General features: G+C 44.2%; 23 protein-coding genes and 1 other annotated feature. Of the genes, 3 read left to right on the top strand and 20 right to left on the bottom strand.

Annotated elements, in window-relative coordinates; all coding sequences use genetic code 11:
• Positions 1–143: 143 nt before the first annotated feature.
• A complete protein-coding gene (locus tag AC0VZ9_RS05285) occupies positions 144–1400 on the top strand; it encodes a S8 family peptidase (protein WP_251263849.1) in 1257 nt (418 codons plus the stop codon).
• A 66-nt stretch (positions 1401–1466) separates the two neighbouring features.
• Here the strand turns inward: AC0VZ9_RS05285 and tatC are convergent, their stop codons facing one another.
• The 4 genes from tatC to AC0VZ9_RS05265 form a co-directional block, all read right to left on the bottom strand.
• Positions 1467–2192, bottom strand: a complete 726-nt coding sequence (gene tatC / locus AC0VZ9_RS05280; protein ID WP_251263850.1) for a twin-arginine translocase subunit TatC — start codon at positions 2190–2192, stop codon at positions 1467–1469.
• Between the two features lie 55 nt (positions 2193–2247).
• A complete protein-coding gene (locus AC0VZ9_RS05275; RefSeq protein ID WP_009335004.1) occupies positions 2248–2433 on the bottom strand; it encodes a twin-arginine translocase TatA/TatE family subunit in 186 nt (61 codons plus the stop codon).
• A 9-nt stretch (positions 2434–2442) separates the two neighbouring features.
• Positions 2443–4083, bottom strand: coding sequence for a PhoX family protein (locus tag AC0VZ9_RS05270; RefSeq protein WP_475397096.1), 1641 nt, complete (start codon positions 4081–4083; stop codon positions 2443–2445).
• Between the two features lie 179 nt (positions 4084–4262).
• The gene (locus tag AC0VZ9_RS05265) at positions 4263–5720 is read right to left on the bottom strand and encodes an alanine/glycine:cation symporter family protein (RefSeq protein ID WP_009335008.1); all 1458 of its coding nucleotides are present in this window, start codon (positions 5718–5720) and stop codon (positions 4263–4265) included.
• A 266-nt stretch (positions 5721–5986) separates the two neighbouring features.
• Here AC0VZ9_RS05265 and AC0VZ9_RS05260 point away from each other — a divergent pair, with 266 nt between their 5' ends.
• Positions 5987–7195 carry an MFS transporter gene (locus AC0VZ9_RS05260; RefSeq protein ID WP_009335010.1) on the top strand — a complete coding sequence of 403 codons (1209 nt, stop codon included), beginning with the start codon at positions 5987–5989 and terminating at the stop codon, positions 7193–7195.
• A gap of 39 nt (positions 7196–7234) precedes the next feature.
• On the opposite strand, the gene AC0VZ9_RS05255 is transcribed toward AC0VZ9_RS05260, so the two are convergent.
• The 9 genes from AC0VZ9_RS05255 to AC0VZ9_RS05215 form a co-directional block, all read right to left on the bottom strand.
• Entirely contained in the window at positions 7235–7582 is a 348-nt protein-coding gene (locus AC0VZ9_RS05255; protein ID WP_071155965.1) for a VOC family protein, read from the bottom strand.
• A 101-nt stretch (positions 7583–7683) separates the two neighbouring features.
• A complete protein-coding gene (locus AC0VZ9_RS05250) occupies positions 7684–9018 on the bottom strand; it encodes a CoA-disulfide reductase (RefSeq protein WP_009335014.1) in 1335 nt (444 codons plus the stop codon).
• Positions 9019–9119: 101 nt separating this feature from the next.
• Positions 9120–9908 (bottom strand): class II aldolase/adducin family protein, encoded by a 789-nt coding sequence (locus AC0VZ9_RS05245; RefSeq protein ID WP_251263955.1) that lies wholly within the window; start codon positions 9906–9908, stop codon positions 9120–9122.
• A gap of 205 nt (positions 9909–10113) precedes the next feature.
• Entirely contained in the window at positions 10114–11385 is a 1272-nt protein-coding gene (locus tag AC0VZ9_RS05240; protein ID WP_009335017.1) for a S8 family peptidase, read from the bottom strand.
• A 395-nt stretch (positions 11386–11780) separates the two neighbouring features.
• Positions 11781–12842 carry an S-methyl-5-thioribose-1-phosphate isomerase gene (gene mtnA, locus AC0VZ9_RS05235; RefSeq protein WP_019382605.1) on the bottom strand — a complete coding sequence of 354 codons (1062 nt, stop codon included), beginning with the start codon at positions 12840–12842 and terminating at the stop codon, positions 11781–11783.
• Positions 12843–12855: 13 nt separating this feature from the next.
• The gene (mtnK, locus tag AC0VZ9_RS05230; protein ID WP_019382606.1) at positions 12856–14079 is read right to left on the bottom strand and encodes an S-methyl-5-thioribose kinase; all 1224 of its coding nucleotides are present in this window, start codon (positions 14077–14079) and stop codon (positions 12856–12858) included.
• Positions 14080–14232: 153 nt separating this feature from the next.
• Complete coding sequence (locus AC0VZ9_RS05225) at positions 14233–15048, bottom strand: STAS domain-containing protein (protein WP_009335020.1); 816 nt, start codon at positions 15046–15048, stop codon at positions 14233–14235.
• Positions 15049–15168: 120 nt separating this feature from the next.
• Positions 15169–15465: a hypothetical protein gene (locus tag AC0VZ9_RS05220; protein WP_009335021.1), complete on the bottom strand. Its 297-nt coding sequence runs from the start codon at positions 15463–15465 to the stop codon at positions 15169–15171.
• A gap of 109 nt (positions 15466–15574) precedes the next feature.
• Complete coding sequence (locus AC0VZ9_RS05215; RefSeq protein WP_009335022.1) at positions 15575–16339, bottom strand: hypothetical protein; 765 nt, start codon at positions 16337–16339, stop codon at positions 15575–15577.
• A 125-nt stretch (positions 16340–16464) separates the two neighbouring features.
• Between AC0VZ9_RS05215 and AC0VZ9_RS05210 the strand changes: the two genes are divergently transcribed.
• Positions 16465–17505, top strand: a complete 1041-nt coding sequence (locus tag AC0VZ9_RS05210; protein WP_192908261.1) for a lactonase family protein — start codon at positions 16465–16467, stop codon at positions 17503–17505.
• Positions 17506–17615: 110 nt separating this feature from the next.
• Here the strand turns inward: AC0VZ9_RS05210 and AC0VZ9_RS05205 are convergent, their stop codons facing one another.
• The 7 genes from AC0VZ9_RS05205 to AC0VZ9_RS05175 form a co-directional block, all read right to left on the bottom strand.
• On the bottom strand, positions 17616–18611 hold the full coding sequence (locus AC0VZ9_RS05205) for a zinc-binding dehydrogenase (protein ID WP_475397095.1): 996 nt from the start codon (positions 18609–18611) through the stop codon (positions 17616–17618).
• A 78-nt stretch (positions 18612–18689) separates the two neighbouring features.
• A complete protein-coding gene (gene tyrS / locus AC0VZ9_RS05200; RefSeq protein ID WP_475397094.1) occupies positions 18690–19946 on the bottom strand; it encodes a tyrosine--tRNA ligase in 1257 nt (418 codons plus the stop codon).
• Positions 19947–19995: 49 nt separating this feature from the next.
• Positions 19996–20203 (bottom strand) — a binding site (T-box leader).
• A gap of 133 nt (positions 20204–20336) precedes the next feature.
• Positions 20337–21077, bottom strand: a complete 741-nt coding sequence (gene map, locus AC0VZ9_RS05195; protein WP_009335026.1) for a type I methionyl aminopeptidase — start codon at positions 21075–21077, stop codon at positions 20337–20339.
• Between the two features lie 92 nt (positions 21078–21169).
• On the bottom strand, positions 21170–21583 hold the full coding sequence (locus AC0VZ9_RS05190; protein ID WP_226280689.1) for a hypothetical protein: 414 nt from the start codon (positions 21581–21583) through the stop codon (positions 21170–21172).
• Positions 21584–21718: 135 nt separating this feature from the next.
• Positions 21719–22351: an NUDIX hydrolase gene (locus AC0VZ9_RS05185; RefSeq protein ID WP_192908259.1), complete on the bottom strand. Its 633-nt coding sequence runs from the start codon at positions 22349–22351 to the stop codon at positions 21719–21721.
• Positions 22352–23173, bottom strand: coding sequence for a DUF2268 domain-containing putative Zn-dependent protease (locus AC0VZ9_RS05180; protein ID WP_192908258.1), 822 nt, complete (start codon positions 23171–23173; stop codon positions 22352–22354).
• A gap of 58 nt (positions 23174–23231) precedes the next feature.
• Positions 23232–23642, bottom strand: coding sequence for a GNAT family N-acetyltransferase (locus AC0VZ9_RS05175; RefSeq protein ID WP_192908257.1), 411 nt, complete (start codon positions 23640–23642; stop codon positions 23232–23234).
• Positions 23643–23740 lie beyond the last annotated feature (98 nt).

Raw genomic sequence — 23740 nt, 5'->3', positions numbered from 1 at the left:
TGAAATATTTTCCTCGAATGTAAATTTTCATTAAAATCAGAAAAATAGTACAAAAGGTCCGTTTAATTATTCTGAATTTTGTAAATATAATAGAGTCACAGCTATTCAGCTGTGACCATACATATTCTGAGAGGAGATTTTGGATGAAGAAAAAAAGAGTCATTGGTTCAGCATTACTAAGTGCAGCAATGGGACTATCTGTATTTGCGTCAGGGGCATTCGGTCAGCAGGTTGAGAGCAATGAAACCTATCGGGTTGTCATTCAGGGCCCAAGTGCAGAAAAAGCAAAGGCAAAATCGAACTATGGAGTACGATGGGATTTTGGCCAGAAAGGTTTTACTACTACGGTTAATGCTAAACAGTATCAAGCACTTTTAAAAAATAAAAACTTAAAGATTGATAAAGTTGAAGAAGTAAAGAACTCACCTGTGACCGCAGCAAAACCTGGATCAGGGGCTGCATCAGCTCCGGCAGACGGTACACCTTGGGGAATTGAGGCCATTTATAATGACAGCTCCATCCAAAGCACTTCAGGCGGAAACGGGGTAAAGGTTGCCGTGCTGGACACAGGTGTAAATACAGCACATGCTGATCTTGCCGGACAAGCTGAACAGTGTAAGGACTTTACACAAAGAAAGTCACCTTTAATTGACGGCAGCTGCGGGGATAAGAACGGACACGGCACACATGTTGCGGGTACTGTACTGGCTCATGGCGGTGATAACGGACAAGGTGTTTATGGGGTAGCCCCAGACGCAGATCTCTGGGCATATAAGGTGTTAAATGACAGAGGATCAGGGTATTCTGATGACATCGCCGGAGCTATTAAGCATGCGGCCGATGAAGCGGTCCGCACAGGATCTAAAGTGGTCATTTCCATGTCATTGGGTTCAAGCTCTAAAAGCACATTGATTGCAGATGCAGTTGATTACGCCTACAGCAAAGGTGTTCTGGTAGTTGCTGCTGCCGGAAATGATGGTCCTGCCGATAACACGATTGGCTATCCTGGCGCATTGGTGAATGCTGTTGCAGTAGCGGCTCTTGAAAATGTTCAGCAAAATGGTTCTTACCGTGTTGCAGATTTTTCATCAAGAGGCAACCCCGCTACTGATGGCGACTACCTAATCCAGGAGCGTGATGTCGAGCTCTCTGCACCAGGCAGAGCAATTGAATCCACCTGGTATGATGGCAGCTACAGCACAATCAGCGGCACATCCATGGCTACTCCTCATGTATCCGGATTAGCTGCTAAGATCTGGGCTCAGAATCCATCCATGAGCCACACCCAGCTTCGCAGCGAGCTTCAGAACCGGGCCAAGCAAAATGATATTCTTGGCGGAACAGGAGCTGCAGCTGGTGACGATTATGCATCAGGCTTTGGCTTCCCTCGTGTTAAGTAAGAGAATAATAGAAAAGCTTGGACATTTACGGTCCAAGCTTTTTTTGTGTTTTGATTTTTATTATAGTTACTGCAAAACAGCCTGCTTTTTCTGCTTTCGGTTATAAATGATTTTGGACAGGCTTACACTCGCCTCGTACAGCAGCAGGAGAGGCAATGTAACCAAAATATCTGAAATAAAATCGGGCGGTGTAACTAAAATCGCCACCACAATCAGCACGAAATAGGCATACTTCCTTATCTTCTGCAGCGAATAGGGATTGAGGATGCCAAGGCTGGTCAGGAACATAATCACAACCGGAAGCTCGAACAGAAAGCCGAATGGCAGTGTTAAATGCAGCACGAATTGAAAGTATTTTTCCGTTGTAAAAAAGGCGGTGAACATATCTCCCGATAAGGTCATTAAAAAATTCAGAACCAGCGGCAAAAGAATGAAATATCCGAATGCTATACCGGTAATGAACAGGAAAAATAACGCGGGAATATAGGATAAGGCTACCTTTTTTTCCATTCCGGTAAGCGCCGGGCTGACGAACAGCCAGATTTGATGGGCAGCTACCGGGATGGCGGCTGCAATGGCGACAACAAACGCAAGCATAAAATAGACCCATAGAATCTCAGAAGGACCGAGAACAGCCAATTTAAAATCCAGATCCCTAACCAGCCACTGGTAAATGTCGCTGACAAAAATAAAGGATAGTGCCAAGAACGCTATAAAGACAGCCGCTATAATCATCAGCCTCTTCCGAAGCTCTTCAAAATGCTGGAGGACATTTACTGCCTCATTATTCATATTATTCACCTCACTATAAAAGGAAGGAAGATATCTCTCCCTTCCCTATTCATTCTTATAGCAATTCTTTTTTCTTTTCTTCCGGCTGTTCGTCTGAAACCAGTTCGCGTGTGGATTTTTTAAATTCTTTCAGGGTTGTGCCGAATGCCCTGCCGATTTCAGGAAGCTTGGATGGGCCGAAAATGATCAGCGCCAGCACTAGAACAATAATCAATCCTGGTATCCCGATATTTGATAGCATAATAACCTCCTAGTATTTGAAGCCTGTAATCGCCACAACTCCCGGGCGCGGCATAGAATCTCCCTTGCGGTGCGGCCATTTGCTTGTCAGATTGTTCAGGTCTTCCGTCTCTTCTCCCGGATGCTGAATGGACAGGAACAGGGTTGTTTCGTTTGGTGTAAAGGATGGTCCAGTTAGTTCTGCTTCAACGGGAGCTGAAGCAAACTGAAAGGCTTCGCCGGTATTTTTTCCGATAGTCGGGATGACGAACATGCCATTGTTGGCGAAATGCGTGTAGATTCCTGTATTCAGCTTGCTTGATGACATATCTGTTACCGTCCAGAGATTGCCAAGGCTATCGAAAGTTAGATTATCAGGTGCACTGAAGCCACTCTGTTTTCCGCCGGCTGCGAAAATTTCAAAATCAAAAGTCAGTGCACCCAAGTCATCTCCCTCTTCAATAAATCTAGTAATATGGCCGTGAAAGTTGCCATGTTTGTCATTGTTGGTGTGGGCAATGAATACCGTTTTATCGAACGGGCTGATTTCCACATCTTCCGGACGGTCAGTAGGTGTTCCGCCAACAAGCAGAGCTGCTTCATGGCAGTGAACAGCCACATCGGCCTGTGTTTGGAATTTCTTTAAAAGATCTGCATTCCCCTTGACAGCTTTCTGCACATTTTCGATAGTTAATGGCACCCATTTTCCGCTGCCCATATTAGCCACATAAAGCGTCCCTTCTTCAAGAAGGTCTGCATTTGCTTTTCCGCGGGATTTTACATATTTATTTTTGCTGATGAACTTATACACGCATGCATCTTTCTTATCATCACCCATATAAACCACAACCCGATTGTCATTGGTCAGGCCGACTGCTGCATTTTCATGGTTAAAGCGACCAAGGGCGGTGTGCTTGCGCGGCTTGAAATTAGGATCAAACGGATCGATTTCCACAATCCAGCCATAATGTGTTTCATTTAATCCTGCATCCTTTGAGGTAGATTCGAAATTCTCCTCAGCTGATAAAACCGTGCCCCACAATGTCATGCCGCCAGAACAATTAGCAAAAGTTCCCTGTACATTCGTTGCACCACCCACTGCTTTTGAACCTTTGGCAGGACCTGTGAGCTGGAATGGAGTCAAGCCTGTAATACGGCGCGCATATTTGGAATCCGTGTCCATTTTCCAGGTGCCTTCTTTATCACGGTATACCTCGATAATTGATCCTCCCTGGTTGTATAGCATTTTCTGAATTTGCGCTGCCGTATACTTGCCATTTGCCGGCCTTGCACCATGAACAAATAGATCGCTTGAATATTCATGATTCACCCATAAGAGACCACGCTTGTCCTTATCAATTGGAAAATATAATGTAAAGTCATTGTTAAAGCCGAATGTATCGCCTTTTTTGTTAATGACATCTCCATATGCTGCCACAACATCGTATTTGTATCCACGTGGTAAAACAAGGTCATCTTTATCTGTCGGGTCAATCGGCTTAAAATTTAATCCAGAGATTTTCTTCTGGAATCCGAATAAATGGGAGGCTGCCTCAACACCCTTAGCTTCCGCTTTTGGAACCATTGCCCCCAAACCTGTCGAAGCGACAGTCAATGCTCCCACACCTGTACCTACATACGTTAAAAACTTGCGGCGATTCAATTCAGTCATCCTAAGCACCTCTTCATATTATTCAATAATATTTGCATCGTATTTATGTACCAAACCCAAGTACAATACTAAAAGATGAATATTAAGAGAATGCTAAGAAATAACCTGAAAATTGTAAAAGTAGTTTAAAGATTGTAAAAAAAATGCCCGGCATCAGCCGGACATCTCTTATCTTTCTATTAAGATACTTTTTCTTCCTGCGGCTTGTATTCCTCTTCCCAATACTCAGCATTTTTAATGCCAAGCTTTTTGGAATTGAATACTGGATCAAGACCTTGTTTCTTCTGGGCTTCGTAATCTTTCAGTGCAATCAGAGCCGGTTTTCTTAAGATAACGATGGCAATTAAGTTCAGCCAAACCATCAGTCCCAAACCAACATCTCCGAGAGCCCATGCCAATCCGGCTGTTTTAACAGCGCCATAGAATGTTGCAGCAAGCAAGACAATTTTCAGGATAAACATAGCCAGCTTGCTGTTCTTGCCATTAATTAAGTAAGCTACATTTGTTTCAGCTATATAATAGTAAGCCATAATTGTTGTAAAAGCGAAGAAGAACAGAGAAACAGCAACGAATCCGGCACCAAAACCAGGAAGTGCAGATTCAACTGCCGCCTGTGTGAAACCAGGGCCGGCTTCCACTCCAGGAAGGTTTTCTACAATTGGAGTCTTTCCATCAGCTCCAACTGTATTGAACATGCCTGTAAATAGAATCATGAAAGCAGTTGCGGAACATACGAATAACGTATCAATGTATACAGAGAATGCCTGCACGAGACCTTGCTTAGCAGGGTGGGAAACCTCAGCAGCTGCAGCTGCATGCGGGCCTGTACCCTGACCAGCTTCGTTTGAATAGATACCGCGCTTTACTCCCCAGGCGATCGCGCTTCCGATAATTCCGCCAAACATGGAATCTGCACCAAAGGCACTGCTGAAAATTAACGAAATAACACCAGGCAGTTCGCCAATGTTCATGCCAATAATAATTAAAGCTACTAAAATATAACCCACAGCCATAAATGGTACAGCATATTGAGCAACATTTGCAATACGCTTAACACCGCCGAAAATAATCAGTGCAAGTAACCCGATTATAATAAGGCCTGTTACTGTTTTATCAATGCCAAACGCATTTTCCATTCCAAGTGCAATTGAGTTTGACTGGATGCCAGGCATTAAAAGCGCCATAGCCAGCAATGCAGAAATAGCGAAAAGGACGGCAAACCATTTAATTCCGATTCCCTTTTCAATATAATAGGCCGGACCGCCTCGGTATAGCCCGTCTTTTTTCACTTTGTAAATCTGTGCCAGCGTCGATTCAACGAATGCACTGCCTGCTCCGATAAAAGCAATGGCCCACATCCAGAATACAGCACCAGGTCCACCCATTGCGATGGCAGTGGCAGTACCTGCGATGTTACCAGTTCCTACACGGCCGGAAAGAGCAATAGATAAGGCCTGGAAAGACGAAACGCCCGCTGCGGAACTTTTCCCTTTAAACATGAGCAGTACCATATCCTTGATATGGCGGACCTGTAAAAATCGAGTTAAGACTGAGAAGAACAACCCTATAGCTAAACAGATATAAATAACAGGTGTACTCCATAAAATGCCGTTTAGCTGATTAACAAAAGCTTCCAAACAACTTCCCCCTTTTTCATATATATTCTGAATCTTTTTCCTATTAGGAATTATAGAATAAATACTGTTATAAGACAATGTTTTTTTCACGGACTCTGGTAAAAATGTCATAGAAAATTCGGCCTTTCCTTAAAAAAGCCGTTTTTATCATGGTTATCAGGATATATAAAAATTAGATTGATAGCATAACCCTTCCTCTTTTTAGAAATTTTTAGTATTATATATTTAGGGAAACGAAATGTTTACCGGAAAGAAGTGTTTCAAATATGATAAAACAGACGAAAAGAAATCTAATGATCATGTGGTTTGCCAATTTCTTTGTGGCAGGCAGCATGACGATGGTGCTTCCCTTTATTTCGTTATATATAGAAAGTTTTGGCGACTACTCTCCAACTTATGTACAGCATTGGTCAGGGTGGACATTTGCGATCACATTTGTGACTGCATTTCTTTTTTCTCCTGTGTGGGGAAGAATCGGGGACCTTTTTGGGCGCAGGAAAATATTGATACTGTCCGGAATCGGGATGGGCATATCCATATTCCTGATGGGGTACGTGACAAACGTCTGGCAGCTGTTTTTTCTCAGACTGTTTACAGGGATTTTTACCGGCTTCATCGGAATGTCCCAGGCGTTTATATCCACACAGACTCCGAAGGAAATTGCCGGCAGGGTGATGGGGACACTGCAGACCGGAAGCATTACAGGTTCATTGATGGGCCCCCTTCTCGGCGGAGTCCTAGCTGATTTATTCGGTTTTTCAGATACCTTTAAATGGACCTCCATCGCCATCTTTGTTTCTGCCTTTCTTGTCTTTTTTACAAAAGAACACAAAGTCCAAACAAAAAAGGGCGAGAAAACGCGGTATTCAAGCAAGGCAGTCATCCAGCATATTATCAGCAACCCCGTTTTGCTGACAGTTATGCTGATCTCAACGCTTGTTCAAATCGCACACTTCAGCATTCAGCCTATATTATCTTTATATGTCAGTGAATTGCATGGACCTGAAAATCTGGCGTTCTTTGCGGGAATTGCCTTTTCGGCTGCAGGGCTTGGCAATCTGCTGATGGCCAGGCAATGGGGAAAAATCGGGGACCAGCATGGCTATATAAAAACATTGGTTATTCTCCTCTTCCTCGCAGGCGTGTTTTATCTGCCGGGAGGATTTGTCTCAAACATGTGGCAGCTTGTACTTGTCCGCTTTGCGCTTGGAATAACCATCGGGGGCATCATCCCTGTCCGGATCGCTTATATCCGCCAGGAAGCCCCGGTTGCCATGCAAGGTGAAGTGCTCGGCTACAACACTAGCCTCCGCTTCTTCGGCAACATTATCGGTCCGGTCATCGGCGGTTTGATCTCCGGCTATCTGGGTTTTTCTGCAGTCTTCGTTGTCACAAGCTTACTCCTCATACTGAGCGGGCTGATTCTGCTCGGAGCGATGAATCGCCATCCCAAGCTTGCGAAGGATTCTTATTGATAACTGAAAAAGCTGCCATAAAGTGAGGCAGCTTTTTCCTTATTCTTTAAAATGGCATACGCCCAGCTTATTGCCGTCAGGGTCTTCAAACTCAAACCACTTTACCGTTCCATCATCCTGGATTGGGCCGGCTTTCACCTTATGCCCTGCCAGATGCTGATGTGCTTCAACAATATCGGAAACATAAAAGTTAAATGGCATATGAGAGGAAGGAATTACTTTTTCAGAACGGACAAGGGTTAAAGGTGTTTCCCCGATTTCCAAGGCTGCATACCCTCCCTGGTCATCCCTCCATCTTACCGGGAAGCCAAGCACAGTGCTATACCATTCAATGGCTTTTCCGAAATCAATTACCTGCAGAAAGACTGTATCGATTCTTGTAAACATTTCAGCCTCCATAAAAGGGATTTTATATGGACAATATTCAACATCTTCTTGCAAAAACCTCCTGAGAAAACTAAAAAGCCAGCGTTTCCGCTGACTTTAATCTATTTTTTCGCTGCGTTGCTTGCGATATGGACAGCATCCCAGACACCCGCAAAAGGCGGGGCATAACAAAGATCCACCATGCCAAGTTCTTCTGCTGCCATATTATTATGGATGGCAACGGCAAATACATCGATTCGGAGGACCGCCCCTTTATTGCCGATGGCGTGGGCTCCGAGGATTCGGTTTGTTCCTTTTTCACAGATCAGCTTGATCCAGATAGGGGTCTGATTCGGGTAATAGCTTGGATGATCTGCGGCTTTCACAAATTCAGTTGTATAGCTGACGCCAAGCTTCTTTGCATCTTCCTCGGAAAGTCCCGTTCTTCCAAGCTCCATATTAAAAATTTTAATCGCGGCGCTTCCCAGAGTTCCCACATAGTTTTCATGGCTGCCGGCTATATTGGCCCCAGCCAGGCGGCCGCATTTATTCGCGTTTGTTCCCAGCGGGATATAATCATTTTCTTCAAGCACTTTGTGATAAACCTGAGCGCAGTCCCCCGCTGCATAAACACCTTCAATATTTGTCCGCATTTCACGGTCGATGATGATGGCTCCATTTTCCGCCAGCTCTATACCCGAACCTTCCAGAAACTTGGTAGCAGGTTTTACACCTACAGCAACAAGCACTAAATCAGCTTTATAAGTTCCTTTATCCGTTTTCACACTCTCCACTTTCCCATTGCCGCTGAAGCTCTCTACCTTTTCTCCCAGATTCAATTCTACACCGTGATCACGAATTTCTTTTTCAGCGATATCTGTTATTTCCTTATCGAAAGGAGCCAGGATTCTCTCTCCCATTTCAATGACACGCACATTTTTGCCGAGGGTTTTCATCGCTTCGACCACTTCGATTCCAATATAGCCTCCGCCAACAATGACAACATCTTTCACTTCTGATTTGCGGGAAATTTCTTTTAATACCATCCCATCTTCCATTGTTTTCAGCACCTGAACATTCTCAAGATCAGCTCCAGGAAATGGAGGCATGATGGGAAACGTGCCTGTTCCGATCATCAGCTTATCGTATGTATCCGTAAACATTTCTCCTGATGCAAGGTCTTTAACAGTTACTTCCTTCTTGCTTGTATCCACTTTTAACACTTCATGCTGAAGATGTGTTTTGATGTTCCTCTCAGAAAATTGCTCCTGTGTTCTTGCGATCATTTTTCGGTAATCATCATTTTCTCCAGATATATAATAAGGAAGACCGCAGGCACCGTAAGATAAAAACTTGCCTTTTTCGTAGACGGTAATTTCAGCTTTTTCATCCATTCTCCTTAATTTTGATGCGGCTGACATACTTGCAGCCACCCCGCCAATGACCAGCAGTTTCATCGGAATCTCTCCTCGCGTTTCAATAAGGTATTCAAGATAGGTTTCGTTAAAAGGTTGAAATTATACAACATTACTATACCCTTATAGCTATCCCACTTCGGCTATTTTAAAACGTTTTTCAAGACTTCTTCGGTTACTTTTTGAACAATGCTTTCGATCATTTCTTCTTGCAGACCGGGAGCTGTCCGGATATTCTTATCATTGCCAGGAACCGGTATTCCGCCTGTTTTAATGCCCATTTTCTCACGGATTGAGATCAAATCTGCAATTTGTCCTGTGCTTAGTTCGTTTGACTTCTGCATGATGTGTTCTGAATACATCAGCATGAGTGCATAGTGTTCCAGTGATTCCATTCGAAAATAGGCCTCTGTGATGTCCCTGCCCCAGGTTAGGGCGCCATGGTTGGCAAGAAGAACGGCATTGTAATCCCTGCAGTATGGGGCAATTGAATCAGGAACTTCCTGTGTGCCCGGAGTGGCATACGGGGCAACCGGCACTTTGCCAAGCAGGACTATCGCTTCCGGTGATACAGGTTTTTCCAGGCTGATTCCGGCTATGGCAAACGAAGTGGCGACAGGCGGATGGGCATGGACAACTGCCTTTGCTTCAGGGTTTTCCTGATACACTCTGAGGTGCATCTTCACTTCGGAAGAAGGCTTCAGATTGCCCTCTAGCACGTTGCCTAAAAGATCCATTTTGACCATCATTTCAGGGGTCATAAATCCTTTGCTTACTCCAGTTGGTGTTGTCCAGAGTTCATGGTCGCCCACCTTAATGGAGATATTTCCGTCGTTTGCTGCAACGAAGCTTTTATTGTACACTCTTTTGCCAATTTCACAGATCAGTTCCTTTGCTTCCCGATCGCTTATATATGTATTTTGAACAGCCATGGCTGTCAGCTCCCTTCTATTTACATCCACTCCCTATTGTATATTCAAAAGTGATTTGCATCAGCAATTTTTACAAGTTTTCATCTTTCGCTAAAATATGATCATTTCCGCGGAAATATTATGTAATTCGAGGAGATTCATTCTACTAAAAAAAACCGCCCGATCAGAGGATCGGACGGTTCTTCGGGGGTATGTTGCTGATTGCTTATTTCACGCGGGGATATCCAAAGCCTGATGCATAGTCATCACCAGCTGCTGCTCCATATCCGCCTTTAATGTCATATTGCTTGGCACGGTTTTGAAGCTCTGTGCGAAGCTGAGTATGGCTCATGGATGGGCTGGATGACCAAATTTTTGCTGCAAGGCCAGCTACGTGAGGTGTAGCCATGGATGTTCCGCTGATCGTGTTATAGCCTCCGTTATACCATGTAGACTCGATGCTTGCTCCCGGTGCAGACACTTCCACGTCTTTTTCCTGAATGACATAGTCACCGTCAGTGCTAGGATTTCCGCGGGACGAGAAGTTGGCTACACGGTATGTACCGTTTTGCTGGACGTTTTCAAGGGCTGCAACTGCAATCGCATTCTTTAATGCTCCAGGATAGCCGATTGTATTAGCGCTGTATCCGGAATTTCCTGCTGCGGCAACAACAAGGACACCTTTGCTGTAGGCATAATCAACCGCACTGCTGATTAGAGAATCTTTGCCGCTTGAACCAAGTGACATATTAATGACTACTTTTGATCCTGTGCGGGATGCTTCGTCCGCAACGTGGCGGATTGCTGCTGCAATATCATCTGAGTAGCCTGAGCCATTATCGCCAAGTACCTTGTATGCCCATAATTTCGCCTGTGGAGCTACTCCATAGATTCCCTGGCCGTCGTATCCACCATGTGCTAAAACCGTCCCAGCTACATGTGTACCATGTCCCTGACGATCAGTACATGAGCCATTTACAATCGGGCTGGATTGAGTGAAATCCTTACATTGCTCTGCAGAGCCTTCCAGGTCAATATGGCTTGTATGAACGCCTGTATCAAGAACAGCAACCTTAATGCCGCTTCCGCCTGACGTACTGGTAATGCTGCTGTTATTATAGATGGAAGCAATTCCCCATGGTGTCTGATCACTAGGATATCCCGCTGCCTGAATAGAAACCGAATCTTTCTTGGACACTTCCGTTCTGGCAGTATCAAGAGTAACTTCGCTTACCTTTTCAATCTTTAAGTTCTTATTTTTGAGCAATGCCTGGTATTGCTTTGCATTGACTTCAGCAGTCATGCCATCACTGCCAAAATCCCAGCGCTTGTCCACCTGTGAATTCACAGAAGCTTTAGCGTTTGACGGCCCCTGGATCAATACCCGGTAGGTTTCGTTTTGAGTCTCTGGTTCTTTTGCAAATGCCCCCGCTGTAAAAACTGATAAACCCATTGTCATACTTAGAAGTGCTGCTCCTAATGCCCTTTTTTTCTTCATCCTTTTTCTCCTCTCGAATCTATATTTTTTCTGTCGGTTCTTGTTGTATTTAAAGTATATTTAAAATATTCAGACTCTAACAATATGCTAAATTATTTAATTCTCATACTTTAGAATCAGGTACAGAAACATAGTTTCTTAAAAAGTATCAGGTATTTTGGAGGGTTTACAAATACTTTCTACTATCTGAATGGTAATTACTTCATAATTTTTCCATAAACTATAGGATTACCCCAAATAAAATAGTACTTTTGATTGATGAAAAGAGTTAAATTACACTCTATTTTTATCGGAATCAGGGATATTTTCCTAGTTAAACGCTTTAAAGATATAAAGAATAGAAGTGGAAGCATGAAAATGCCCCCTGACCACTTGGCCAGGAGGCGGAATTCTTCCTATTTAAACATCTTAGACAGACTTTCAGTAAACGGTGCATAAGCTATGCCATTCTCCGTAATAATGCCTGTAATCAAATCATGATCTGTGACATCGAATGCGGGGTTATAGGTTTGTACACCTTCTGGCGCCATCGGCTTTTCGTACCATTTAGAAGTAATTTCTTCTGAATCTCTTAATTCAATATGGATATCGTCCCCTGTTTTGCATGCGAGATCGACTGTTGACAGAGGGGCACAAACATAAAAAGGTATTTTGTAATGTTTTGCGAGAATCGCAACGCCAGAAGTTCCAATCTTATTGGCTGCATCCCCATTGGCTGCCACGCGGTCACAGCCGACAAGTACCGCTTGAATCTTGCCTTCTTTCATTACGATGCTGGCCATATTGTCACAGATCAGCGTAACATCGACACCTGCTTCTTCGAGCTCCCATGCTGTCAGGCGGGCCCCCTGCAAAAGCGGGCGGGTTTCATCAGCGTATACTTTAAAATCATATCCCTTTTCCTGGCCTAAATAAATCGGAGCAAGAGCTGTTCCATATTTAGCGGTGGCAATCGTACCTGCATTGCAGTGTGTCAGAATACCCCAACCAGGCTCAAGTACAGAAAGCGCGTGCTGTCCAATCGACTCGCAAACCTTTTCATCCTCAGCCCGTATTTTTTCTGCTTCCACTTTTAGGGCTTGCTTTATTTCGGCTGCAGCTTTGCCTTCTTCCTTCAGGAAACGGGCTTCCATGCGGTCGAGCGCCCAAAACAGATTAACTGCAGTTGGCCGTGATGACGCCAGGTATTCCTTCGCCTTTTTAAAATCCATATAAAGTTCTTCATAGCTTACTGCTGCTGATTGCTTTGTGCCCAAATAGACACCGTAAGCCGCCGCTATTCCAATGGCAGGTGCACCCCGGACCTTCAAATGATAGATTGCTTCCCATATATCCTTTAATTCTTTCAAATGCAAAAAGTTCTTTTCATTCGGCAGAACTGTTTGATCTAATAGAATGAGCGTGTCGTTTTCATCATCCAATCTGACAGACTGGATGACATCCACTGGTTTTCCCATCATGCTGCCTCCTTTAGAACCTTTTTTCACAGTCTTTTAGAATACGTACAAAATCCTCACCTGTTTTAAAAGATTCCCTATCCATAATAAACATTTTTCCGGCTGCCAGACAAATCTTTTCCGCTGCAGCTCTGCTGCTGTATTCTTCAATGGAAGTGACATCCTTGACAGATGCCAGCCCGATAATTCTTCTGCACAGTTCAAGTCCCGTGACAGCTGCTGTGTCACGCAGGACTGCATCCAGATAATATTCTTTAAACCCATCATAACGGGCTGTTTGCTCAGTTGCTTTCTCCTCCCATGCCCGGAGGAATTTCTTTTTGAACAAGTCTATAATATCTTCCATTGTATTTTCGAGATATTCCAGCTGAACCTGTCTTTCTTCACCATCTGCCATTGTATATTTCGCGTTCACATAGGCGAAAATCAGGTTGGCGATCACGTTGCCGACATCGTAGCCGGCAGGGCCGCAGAATGCGAATTCGGGATCAATGATTTTAGTAGAATCTTCTTTTACAAAAATCGAGCCTGTGTGCAGATCGCCATGCAGAAGGGACTGGGCATGGGTCATAAACTCGAATTTAAGCTTTGCAGTTTCAAGCTGAAGCTTCGGGTCTTCCCATATTTCCCTTTTGGCAAATTCCCTGGTGCCTTCAAACACTTCATTTCTCGGACAATCGTAAAACGGTTCTGTGAAGACGAGGTCCTCTGAAATTTCGCATAATTCCGGGTTGGTGAATTTTTGGACCAGCTCTTTCTTTTCCTTATGCCCCATTACAACATCGGAAGTAAGCAAAAGGGTATTTACCAGGAAAGTCGAGATATGGTCAGCAAACAGCGGGAATTTTTCATGCCGCATTAAGGCTGTTCTCATGATGGTATAATCAGACAGATCCTCCATCGCGGTACAGTTCATAATGGGATCGTAGCTAAACACTTTTGGCACAAAACCTGGAGCGAGTTTGTTTTGCAGATCCAGAATTTCGTATTCAATGCGGTTGCGGTCAGGAGACAGCTTAAATTCATCAGAGATTCTGGCAACCGGACCAGCCTGCTTGATGATCAGAGACTTATTGTGTTTATGGTCCGTCAGCTTGAACACATAGTTTAAATTGCCATCGCCAATTTCCCTGCAGTCCAATTCGGCATCTGGAGCAAAATAATTCAGTCTTGTTTTGGCATATTCAATGGCTTCCTGTTCAGTCATTGTAAAATAGGCGGATGTAAAAACAGTCATGCAAAAAGCCTCCAATACGAATCTTTTTTGATAGTAGCTATGTTTTGCGAATTTAATATATTTGAAAATATCTAAATACTATCATGGGAGTGGGGGTTCGACAATATTTTTTTATATAAAAAGAAGCCGCTTCAGCAGCTTCAATCATTTAATTTATTTAATGCTTCTAATCGCCTGCAGGACGTTCGAATATACTTCAAGGGATGATAAGTCAATGCCAAGGGTAACGGCTTTCTTTGCCAAATCCGGTCTGACACCTGTGGCAATGGTGTTGACACCGATCAGCAGGAGGATATTCCGGATATCAAAGATGTGCTTGGCGATTTCAATATCTATATTCACCGTGCCGGAAAAGTCGATAATTAAGGTTTCAATTCCCAGCTGGCTTACCCGCGGGACTGTTTTCTCAATGATGATTTGTGCTCTGTCGTAGTCTATGCTGCCGATCAACGGCAGAATGGCAATGCTGTCCTGAATCGGTACAATGGCAGCAGACAGTTCATTTACCTGGGATTGGGTCTCCTTTAATTGTTCCTCCGAGTGCCGTTCAAAAGCAAATACGGTTTCATTAATGCTGATGTCGAGTATGTAGTTTACTTTTTTCACAATAGAAATAACTTCATCCGCTGTTAACTCAAATTCCATCCCTATATTACGTAATCTATCAGTAAAAACAATGCGGGTGTCCGGATATCGGGTGACTATATCGGAAATTTTTCCTCCCAGGGAGGCAGCCCGTTCGCCGTTTCCTTTACTCCACTCGACCAGTCCTTCAGGAACCCGATTTTCGCTGTTAGCAATCATGACTCCCAGATAATTTATAAACTCAACATACATCGAAACGGCCGCATCAATTTCCTGTTTGGGAATTTCGAAACCAAACCGGCTTACGATTTCTGCAACAATCTCTTCTGATAATACCTCCGCATTTTGAGTAAGATACGCTGAAACTTTTCGAATAGGCTCCATCTGTATGTATATCCCCTCTCTTATGTCCTGCTTCGATTATATCCTACTATATCTTCAAAATAACAGAATGGAGAATAAATAGGAGGATTTCCTTAAGAGGAAGAGTCATTAACTATGGTTTTAAAGCCATTCCTCATAATCTTCTTCCTTTATTTCGCTGATCAGCAGAGATTCAAACCTTCTGTAAAGCTCCTGAATGTCGGCATTGCTGTTAATCAGCGGCAGCTTGTTTTGATAGTCTTCTTCCGACTTAAAAAAACTGATTTCTGTCCACTTTGTCTCATCTATCTTGTTTTTTAACATTTTGGTCTGAACATCGATGTAATTCCGGTAGATATGACCGGCTTTCCGCTGGAGCAGCATCAGTTCCTGTTCGTTTTCCGGGCGGATATGATATTGATAGAGTTTTATGTACATGGCAGCTCCTTTAGTTCCTGGCGTTATGTGGGCGAAAGTCAGATCTTATGAGCGAATCCAGTTTTTGAGTGACATTCAGATAAAAAGATTCTCAACCAGCATCAGTTTTTCAATCTCCCAGCTTCTTATAGAAGCCCAATGCTTCAATTAAAAATTCCCTATCATACCCTGTCTTTTCATGAATCCGGGCTGACCATTCTTCAATAGTATCCACAGGAGCGTCATGATACAGGCCTTCTGTTGTACTGAGGAAGCTTTCCCAATTATAAAATTCCCAATGGGCGGTTTCATTTTTATAGGGAATCCGCTGTTCCAGCAATGCCTTTGGATAAATAGTGTTCTGAGATCGTTCAGCTGCTTCCAGGAAAATGTTCATGGCTGCCGGATCCGTATCATAACTCTGCCGCGATATTTTTCCGTTTGGGCGGTGATAAGCAATTTCCAGCTGTCCGTCTTCAGATGAGACCTGAACATCTGCTGCCGGGAAAAATCCGCTTACTTTTTCCGGCGTAAAGTCTCTTGCCTCCGGATCAATTAATATGGGCTGCAGCCATTGGTCGCCCAGGTCACATAGAAAGCGGCGCCCCTCTTCATCCACTGCCACCACTGCTGCATGGGCTGAAGATGTTTTCAATTCGTGGCCAACCGGATAGGCATCGATTCCAGCCTGCTTAAATTCATGAAGAAGCCAGATCGCCAGGTCAAAACAGTTTCCGGTAATGCCATACTGATCATGGTGCTCCTTCATTAAGGAAACCTCCCGCTGCTTTTTAATGCCGGCTTTATCGTAAAACCATGCTTTTGTCAGGGTCTCCATCGGAAAGCGATCAAATTTTTTCCAAACTGACAAAATCGAATGGGGTGCGTTCAACATAATCATCCTTTCGTATATATACCATTTTACTATTCTTTGTCGATTGTAAAATTCCTCTTCCTTTTGTTTGAACCGCTATGTATGATAGAGTAATTTTAGAAGAAAGCATTTAAAGGAGGCTTCATATGGCCAAGTACAGAGGATACATAGGAACATACACAAAGGGTGAAAGTGAAGGGATTTATTCATTTGTTCTGGATGCAGAAGCAGGCAGAATTTCCGATGTGAAAACGGCAGCAAAACTGGATAATCCCACTTATTTAACAATCAGCCAGGATAATCAATTTTTATACTCGGTTGCCAAGGAAGGCGAATCCGGCGGAGTAGCTGCCTATCGTTTGGACAGCAGCGGTTCACTTGAGAAAATCAACAGCCAGGTGGCAGATGGCTCTCCTCCTTGCCACGTCAGTGTCGATACATCTGTCCGAAATGTTTTCAGTGCAAACTACCATAAAGGGACAGTGGAGTCCTACTTAACAAATGAAGACGGCTCTCTAAACCCTGCCGTTTCGGTAATTGAACATAGCGGATCCGGACCTGACAGCAGGCAGGAAAAACCGCATACTCACTATGCAGGACTTACTCCGGACGAAAAATATTTAGTTGCAGTTGACCTGGGAACGGACCAGGTGATTACGTATGAAGTGAATGATGGAATTCTGAAGGAAAAAAGCATCCTGTCTGTAAAGCCGGGCTGCGGTCCGAGACACCTTGTGTTCCACCCAAATGGAAGGTACGCCTATGTAATGACTGAGTTTAGCTCAGAGGTTCTTTTGCTTCAGTACCATGAGGATGGAAGCTTAGTTCAAAAGCAGGCTATTTCCACGATTCCGGAAGGTTTTACGGAAAATAACCAGGGAAGCGCCATTCATATTTCTTCAGACGGCCGCTTCATTTATGCCGGCAACCGCGGACACGACAGCATTGCGGTGTTCTCCGTCAATCCGGATAATGGAGAGCTTGCTTTTGTGGAGCATACCTCCACAGAAGGAAACTGGCCGCGCGACTTTGTGCTTGATCCAACCGAGAAATTTTTGATTGGCTCCAACCAGAATTCCAGCAATATTGTTTTGTATTCCCGTGATGAGAATACCGGGAAGCTTTCATTACTTCAATCTGATGTTATGGTTCCGGATCCGGTTTGTGTGAAGTTTTTACATGTGTAAGAAAAGCGAAAGAGCCTTGCCCGCCCCCGGCACCTCGAGGGGGCAGGCTCTGGAGCTAGACAGGAAGAAACAGGGTGAGACACTGCTTTTCGCAGAATCTCACCCCTTTTTTATACACTAATTTTAAAAGCAATCTTCCCCCATTGTTCTGCGTTATCGAGTCTGTCAAAAGCTTTCTCGAATTCTTCCAGCGGAAGCGCCTGATCCAATACCGGCCTGATTTGATGCTTTTCAATAAACTGGAGCATTTCATGGTATTCCTCCGCGCTGCCCATTGTTGAGCCAAGCAGGTTTTGCTGGGCATAAAAAAGGCTGCGGAGATTTAGTTCCAGCTGATCTCCTGTGGAGGAGCCAAATGTTACGATGGTGCCGCCATTACGCAGGATTTCGAGCGATTTATTGAATGTCGCAGGGCCAACTGATTCAATGACAAGATCCACTTTTTCCCCGCCAAGGACTCCATTCCAGTCTTCACTGCTGTTCAGGGCTTTATCCGCACCGAGTTCAAGTGCTCTCTGACATTTTTCCTCCGAACGGGAAGCTGCGTAAACGGTTGCTCCCGCTGCTTTTGCAAATTGCATTAAGAAGGTTGCAACTCCTCCTCCAATCCCTGGAATGAACACCTTCATGCCTGACTGAAGCTTTCCTCTTGTGAACAATGCTCTGTAGGCGGTTAGTGCAGACAGGGATAGGACGCCCGCTTCCTCCCAGGTTAAATACGCCGGCTTGGGTGCTGTGTTTTCAGCAGGAATGGTGATATATTCGGCGAATGTGCCATGAAACGGCAAGCCGACGATTTCAAAGCCTGCTGGCGGTGCATCGCTCTTTTCCTTCCATCCCAGTCCGGGATTGATGATGACCTCATCACCTGGCTTCACGTGTGTAACGCCTTCTCCGACTGAGTCTATGATTCCCGCTCCGTCTGAACCGATGACAAGCGCAGGATCTTCTGGCTTGTGGCGGTTCAGGACAAATAAATCACGATGATTCAAGCCTGCCGTTTTCAATTTCACCCTCACCTCGCCGTTACCCGGATCGGACTTTTCCAGTTCACCATAAGATAATCCCGCGCGGCCTGTTACTCCTTCATGAATGATCGCTTTCATTTCCTTCACCTGCTTTTCTTTAAAAATTTCGTCTATTCTATCATATCTTGAAAGTGCCAGGAGGAAAAAGCGATTTGCCTACTTTGCAGTGCTAAGCCTTAGTTTCACAAATTTTCTTTTGCCTGCCTGCAGAACTAATCCGTCTGTGATTTTCACGAGCATCTGAACATCGCCGACTTTCTGTCCGTTTAAACGGATGCCGCCGCCCGCAATCATTTTTCTGGCTTCCGTTTTGGAGGAAAGCAGGCCGAGGCCGGCAAGCAGGTCTGTAATGAGGACTTCACCTTTACCCTTCCATTCGGCTTCCGGGATCTCATCCGGCATGGCTCCCTTTTGGAAAATAGTTTTGAAATGCAGTTCGGCTTTATCGGCTTCACCCGTGCCATGGTACATGCGGACGATTGTTTTACCTAAAAGCATTTTGGCGTCACGCGGATGCAGTGTGCCGTTTTCGAGCCCCTCTGCGATTTGCTGTTTTTCTTTTACTGGCAGATCTGTTGCGAGATTGAAGTATTTTGGAATCAGCTCATCCGGGATGGACATGGTTTTGCCGTACATATTATTGGGATCTTCATCGACACCAATGTAATTGTTTTTTGATTTGGACATTTTCTCTTTGCCATCCAGGCCTTCAAGGAGCGGCATCAGGATGACCACCTGCTTTTCTTTTTGGAAATGCTCCTGCAGATGGCGTCCCATCAGGACATTGAAGTGCTGATCATTCCCGCCAAGCTCGATATCGCTTTCGAGTACAACCGAGTCATATCCCTGCATCAGCGGGTAGAAAAATTCATGAAGAGAGATCGGTTTGCCTGTGGACAGGCGCTCTGAAAAGTCATTTCGTTCCATCAGGCGGGCAACTGTTATGCTGGCAGACAGGCGGATGACATCTTCGAGCTGGAGATCCGAAAGCCATGCTGAGTTGTAGTGAAGATCGACCTTATTCATGTCCAACACTTTGCTGAATTGCTCGAAGTATGTTTTGGCATTACGCTTCACCTCTTCATCGGTGAGCTGGTTTCGGGCTGCGGATTTGCCTGTCGGGTCGCCAATTTTTCCGGTAAAATCGCCAATAATCAGCTGGATGATATGGCCATTGTCCTGGAACTGCTTTAGTTTTTTCAGCACAACCGTATGGCCGATATGGACATCCGGTGCAGAAGGATCAAGCCCCAGCTTAATTTTTAAAGGCTGGTTTTGAAAAATGGACTTGGCTATTTTATTCTTTAGCTCTGCTTCAGGCAGAATATCCTGGACACCATTGCGGTATACCTCCAGCTGCCTCTCTGTTTCGTGTTTTTGCTGGGCTGTTAATTTTCCAAAAAAATTCTCCATGTCCCCCATCCTTTCTATTATCGGAATACAAAAAACCACGCCCCCTAAAGAAAGGGACGTGGCTAACGCGGTACCACCCTTTTTGAAGATTGCTCTTCCACTCAGCGGATTAACGGCCCGTGCCGTTCCCTGCTACTCCTGTTCACAGAGAAAGTTCAAGAAGGTAATTCACTGTTATCTTTGTGCTGATTTTCACCAGGCATCAGCTCTCTAAAACAGGGAGATAAGCAGCTACTTGTTTCTGTCATTACGTTTAAATTTGAAATTTTTATTATTTTAGCGGAATGGAGGACATTGTTCAAGTGTTTTTTCTCAAGCAATATTAGATGAAGGTTTTTCAACCGTAATACTATATAAAAACCAGGAACATGCAATGCCCCTGGTCCATGGTTATTTCGTTAAGATAATCGGTCCTTCTTTTGTGATGACAACGGTGTGTTCACATTGAGCGACATGGCTTTTGTTAGGTGTAACGAACGTCCAGCCGTCGCTCATTTCCCTTACTTCTTCATCACCGCTTGAGATAAAAGGCTCAAAGGCAACAACCATGCCTTCTCTTAACAGCTGTTTATCCCATGGATCAAAATAGTTCAGGATATGGTCCGGCTTTTCATGAAGGGAGCGGCCGACACCGTGTCCAGTCAGATTCATGATAACGTTGAATCCATTGTTTTTGGCAACCTTGTGAACTGTCTTTCCGACAAGGCTCAGCTTGCCGCCCGGCTTTAATTTTTTCAGTCCTTCATCGAACGCCTCCTGAGCCGCATCACATAATTTTTGCAGCTTCTCGTCTTCACCAACGACAAATGATAGGCCTGTGTCTGCGAAGTAGCCATCTTTTGATCCTGAAACATCAATATTTACAAGATCGCCCTCTTTAATCACCCGGCTTCCAGGAATGCCATGGGCCACTTCTTCATTCACGCTTATGCATGTGAAGCCTGGAAAATCGTATTCTCCTTTAGGGCCTGAAATCGCTCCGTGCTTTTCAAAAAGCTCTCCGGCTAAGTCATCAAGCTCCTTGGTTGTTACACCTGGCTTAGTTTTTTCAATCATCTCATCGCGGATCTCCGCGACAATTCTGCCGATTTCCTTCAGTTTTGCTAATTCTTCTTCATTTTTTACAATCATAAGAATCCTGCCTTTTCAATAGTTGTTATTTCTCTATTATAATCTAAATGTGGCGTGCTTAATAAGATTTCGCCTTTTCTGTTGCTAAAAACCTAATAATCAACAGGAAAGTGATAAGGCCTGAAGGAAAACAGCAATGCTTCGAGCAGATGTCCTCCATCATTATTAGATTCTGCAGGACTTGGTGTTCTTGCTTCACCGCTCAGTATTTTTCCGTAAAAACCCTCATGACCTGATAAAATTCTGCCATCCTGCACTTGGACCATTCCATTGGGACCGGCAACGGGAACAAGAAAGCGGGCTTCCTTTGTTTTCTCCAAAAATAACAGGAACTTGCCTCCATCCTGCTGATATTCCTCAGCCCATCCTTTATCGTAAACATCAATGCCTGCCGTGATGGTTTCTGTTGCTTTTCCTTTATATACTTTCTCGACTTGAAACTGCCTTCCGTAAAAATTCCCCTTGCTTGATTTTTGTTTGCTTTTAAAATTATATGTTCCCAGCACAATAACTTGTGAGCGGGATTCGACCTTTTCGGGATTAAGTTCAAGCCATTTTGTTGCGAATGATGATGAACCCCCTTACCAGCAAAAGAGCAAAAAGTATGAAGAACACCTTTCTCATTGTCTTCTTCCCTTCAATCATACCTTTGATTGAACAATCTGTTCACGCATCGAATGCAGCACACGCTTATAATAGTAATCCTGATGCGGGACAAAGTCCGTTTTCCTTACATTTATGGAGTTGGGGATTCTTATGCCATTATCCACCTGGAATCCTTCTGCCTCAATGAGTTCTTTTCCGCCAAACCACAGTCCATAAAACTCCTCCATTGCAATCTGGTATATCCCAGTAACCTCTTCAGGCTGCGGGCTAAACTCTTCTAAGGAATAATTGCTGTGATACAGGAAAACGTGGGCCAGTTCTTTGTCGATAAAATTTTCTTTCTCTGCTATGTAATCAATGACGCCCAGTGGCACCAAGTCCGCAAAATCAACATGAATCCCCAGTTCTTCCTCCACTTCTCTCATGCCGTCCATGACAGATTCATGGCTTAAGAGGTGGCCAGCAGCAGTTATATCCAAAAGGCCAGGGTAATCCTTTTTCTCCTTGCTGCGGTATTGAAAATAAATATAATCCTGATCTTTTTCCCTGCTGACGAACCAGCAATGGAACGTTTCATGCCAGTGGCCTTGTTTATGGACCTCCTCACGAGATGCGACACCGATTTGTTTTCGGTTATCATCAAATATATTCAGAAGTTCTGTTTCCAATTAAATGGCCTCCTTGATTATATAGCTATTAAATATTTCATGCGGGTCTGCCTGATATAAATCCCGATACCTCTCAATCTTCTCCTGCTCCGCATAATGCCTTACCATTTTATAAGCAAAAGAATAGCCGGCAAATACCGGGATTCCCATCTCTTTATTGCCAAAACAGATTTTGCTTTTTAAAACATCGTCTGCTGTACTCAGGTTTTGCCGGGCAATTTCTATATAATTCTGCTCGATTTCCTCAGTAAATTCCTTCTTCCACCAGCGTTTATCCTTATAAAGCGAAAGACTGAAATACTCGGCGCCCCCCTCCATTTTATACCAGTCCGCGAGAGTAAAGGTTTCCAAAGTAAGACTGTAGATCGGATTTTCAGGGGAAGCATGATGGAGCTCATGGGCAATCATATAGTTTAAAAAGTCGGGGTCCGGCTGTGGGGGAATAGCCATAATGATGGTATCTGGACCTATTGTGTAGCCATTTGTCCACATGGATTGATCAAAATTCTGAAACCATGGGAAAGGAAGTGCTGGAACGATTGTTATAGTTAGGCTTTCAAAGTGAAGATGGCTCTCAGCTTCTTTGCACGTTTCTTCAACGATCGCTTCGATTTCCTTAGGATTCCAGCTGTATTTAAGAGCCTCCGCTTCTGGCAAAGCTGCAAATGCAAATAGCTGAAATCTTTTGGCGAGCTGTTCCCAGTCCTGCATCCAGGATTTCCTGCCGATTAAGGGACTGATCTGAGATTGAAGGAAGCCCTTTAGGTTTATCCGGTTTTCAATTAGTTCTTCAGGTGTAATTTGATTGAGGGTGTACTTCATAGAAAGTCCTCCTTATTAGAGGTAAGCAGAAGGGATACTCATCTTCCGCCATCCCCTGTCACTGCTTTCCTGATTGGTTCTGATAATTCCGCTGCACCATTCCGGATGATTTAATCATTCCGAACTTTTCATAAAACGGCAGTAATTCAGGGTCACACATAATATCGATCATATAAATACCGTCCAGCTCTTCCAGCATGCGGGTGACCAGCTTTTGACCGATTCCCTGCTGCTGGTAATCAGGCAGTACTTCAAGCAGCGGAATGTAGGCTGATAGCACTCCATCGCTGATTGCTGTGATGAACCCAGCCACTGCATGTTTATCACGGTCAATGGCAAGCACGATTTTCGTGCTGTTTTTTAGAAGCTTCAGATGCTTTTCAGGGCTCGGCGGATTTTGCCACCCATCAAAAAAACCGTCCAGCATATCTGCTGATATTCCTTCTGGATCCACTGCATATTTGATCATTTTATCAGCTCCAATTTCTATCAGAAAGAAGCATCCAAAAACCCTCCTGACCCTTTAATCAATTAATTTTCGACAAATATGCAGGAAAAGCCTGTACA

The organism is Cytobacillus sp. QJM3NY_8, assembly GCF_056173585.1.
This window is presented reverse-complemented; position numbering and strand designations above follow the sequence as displayed.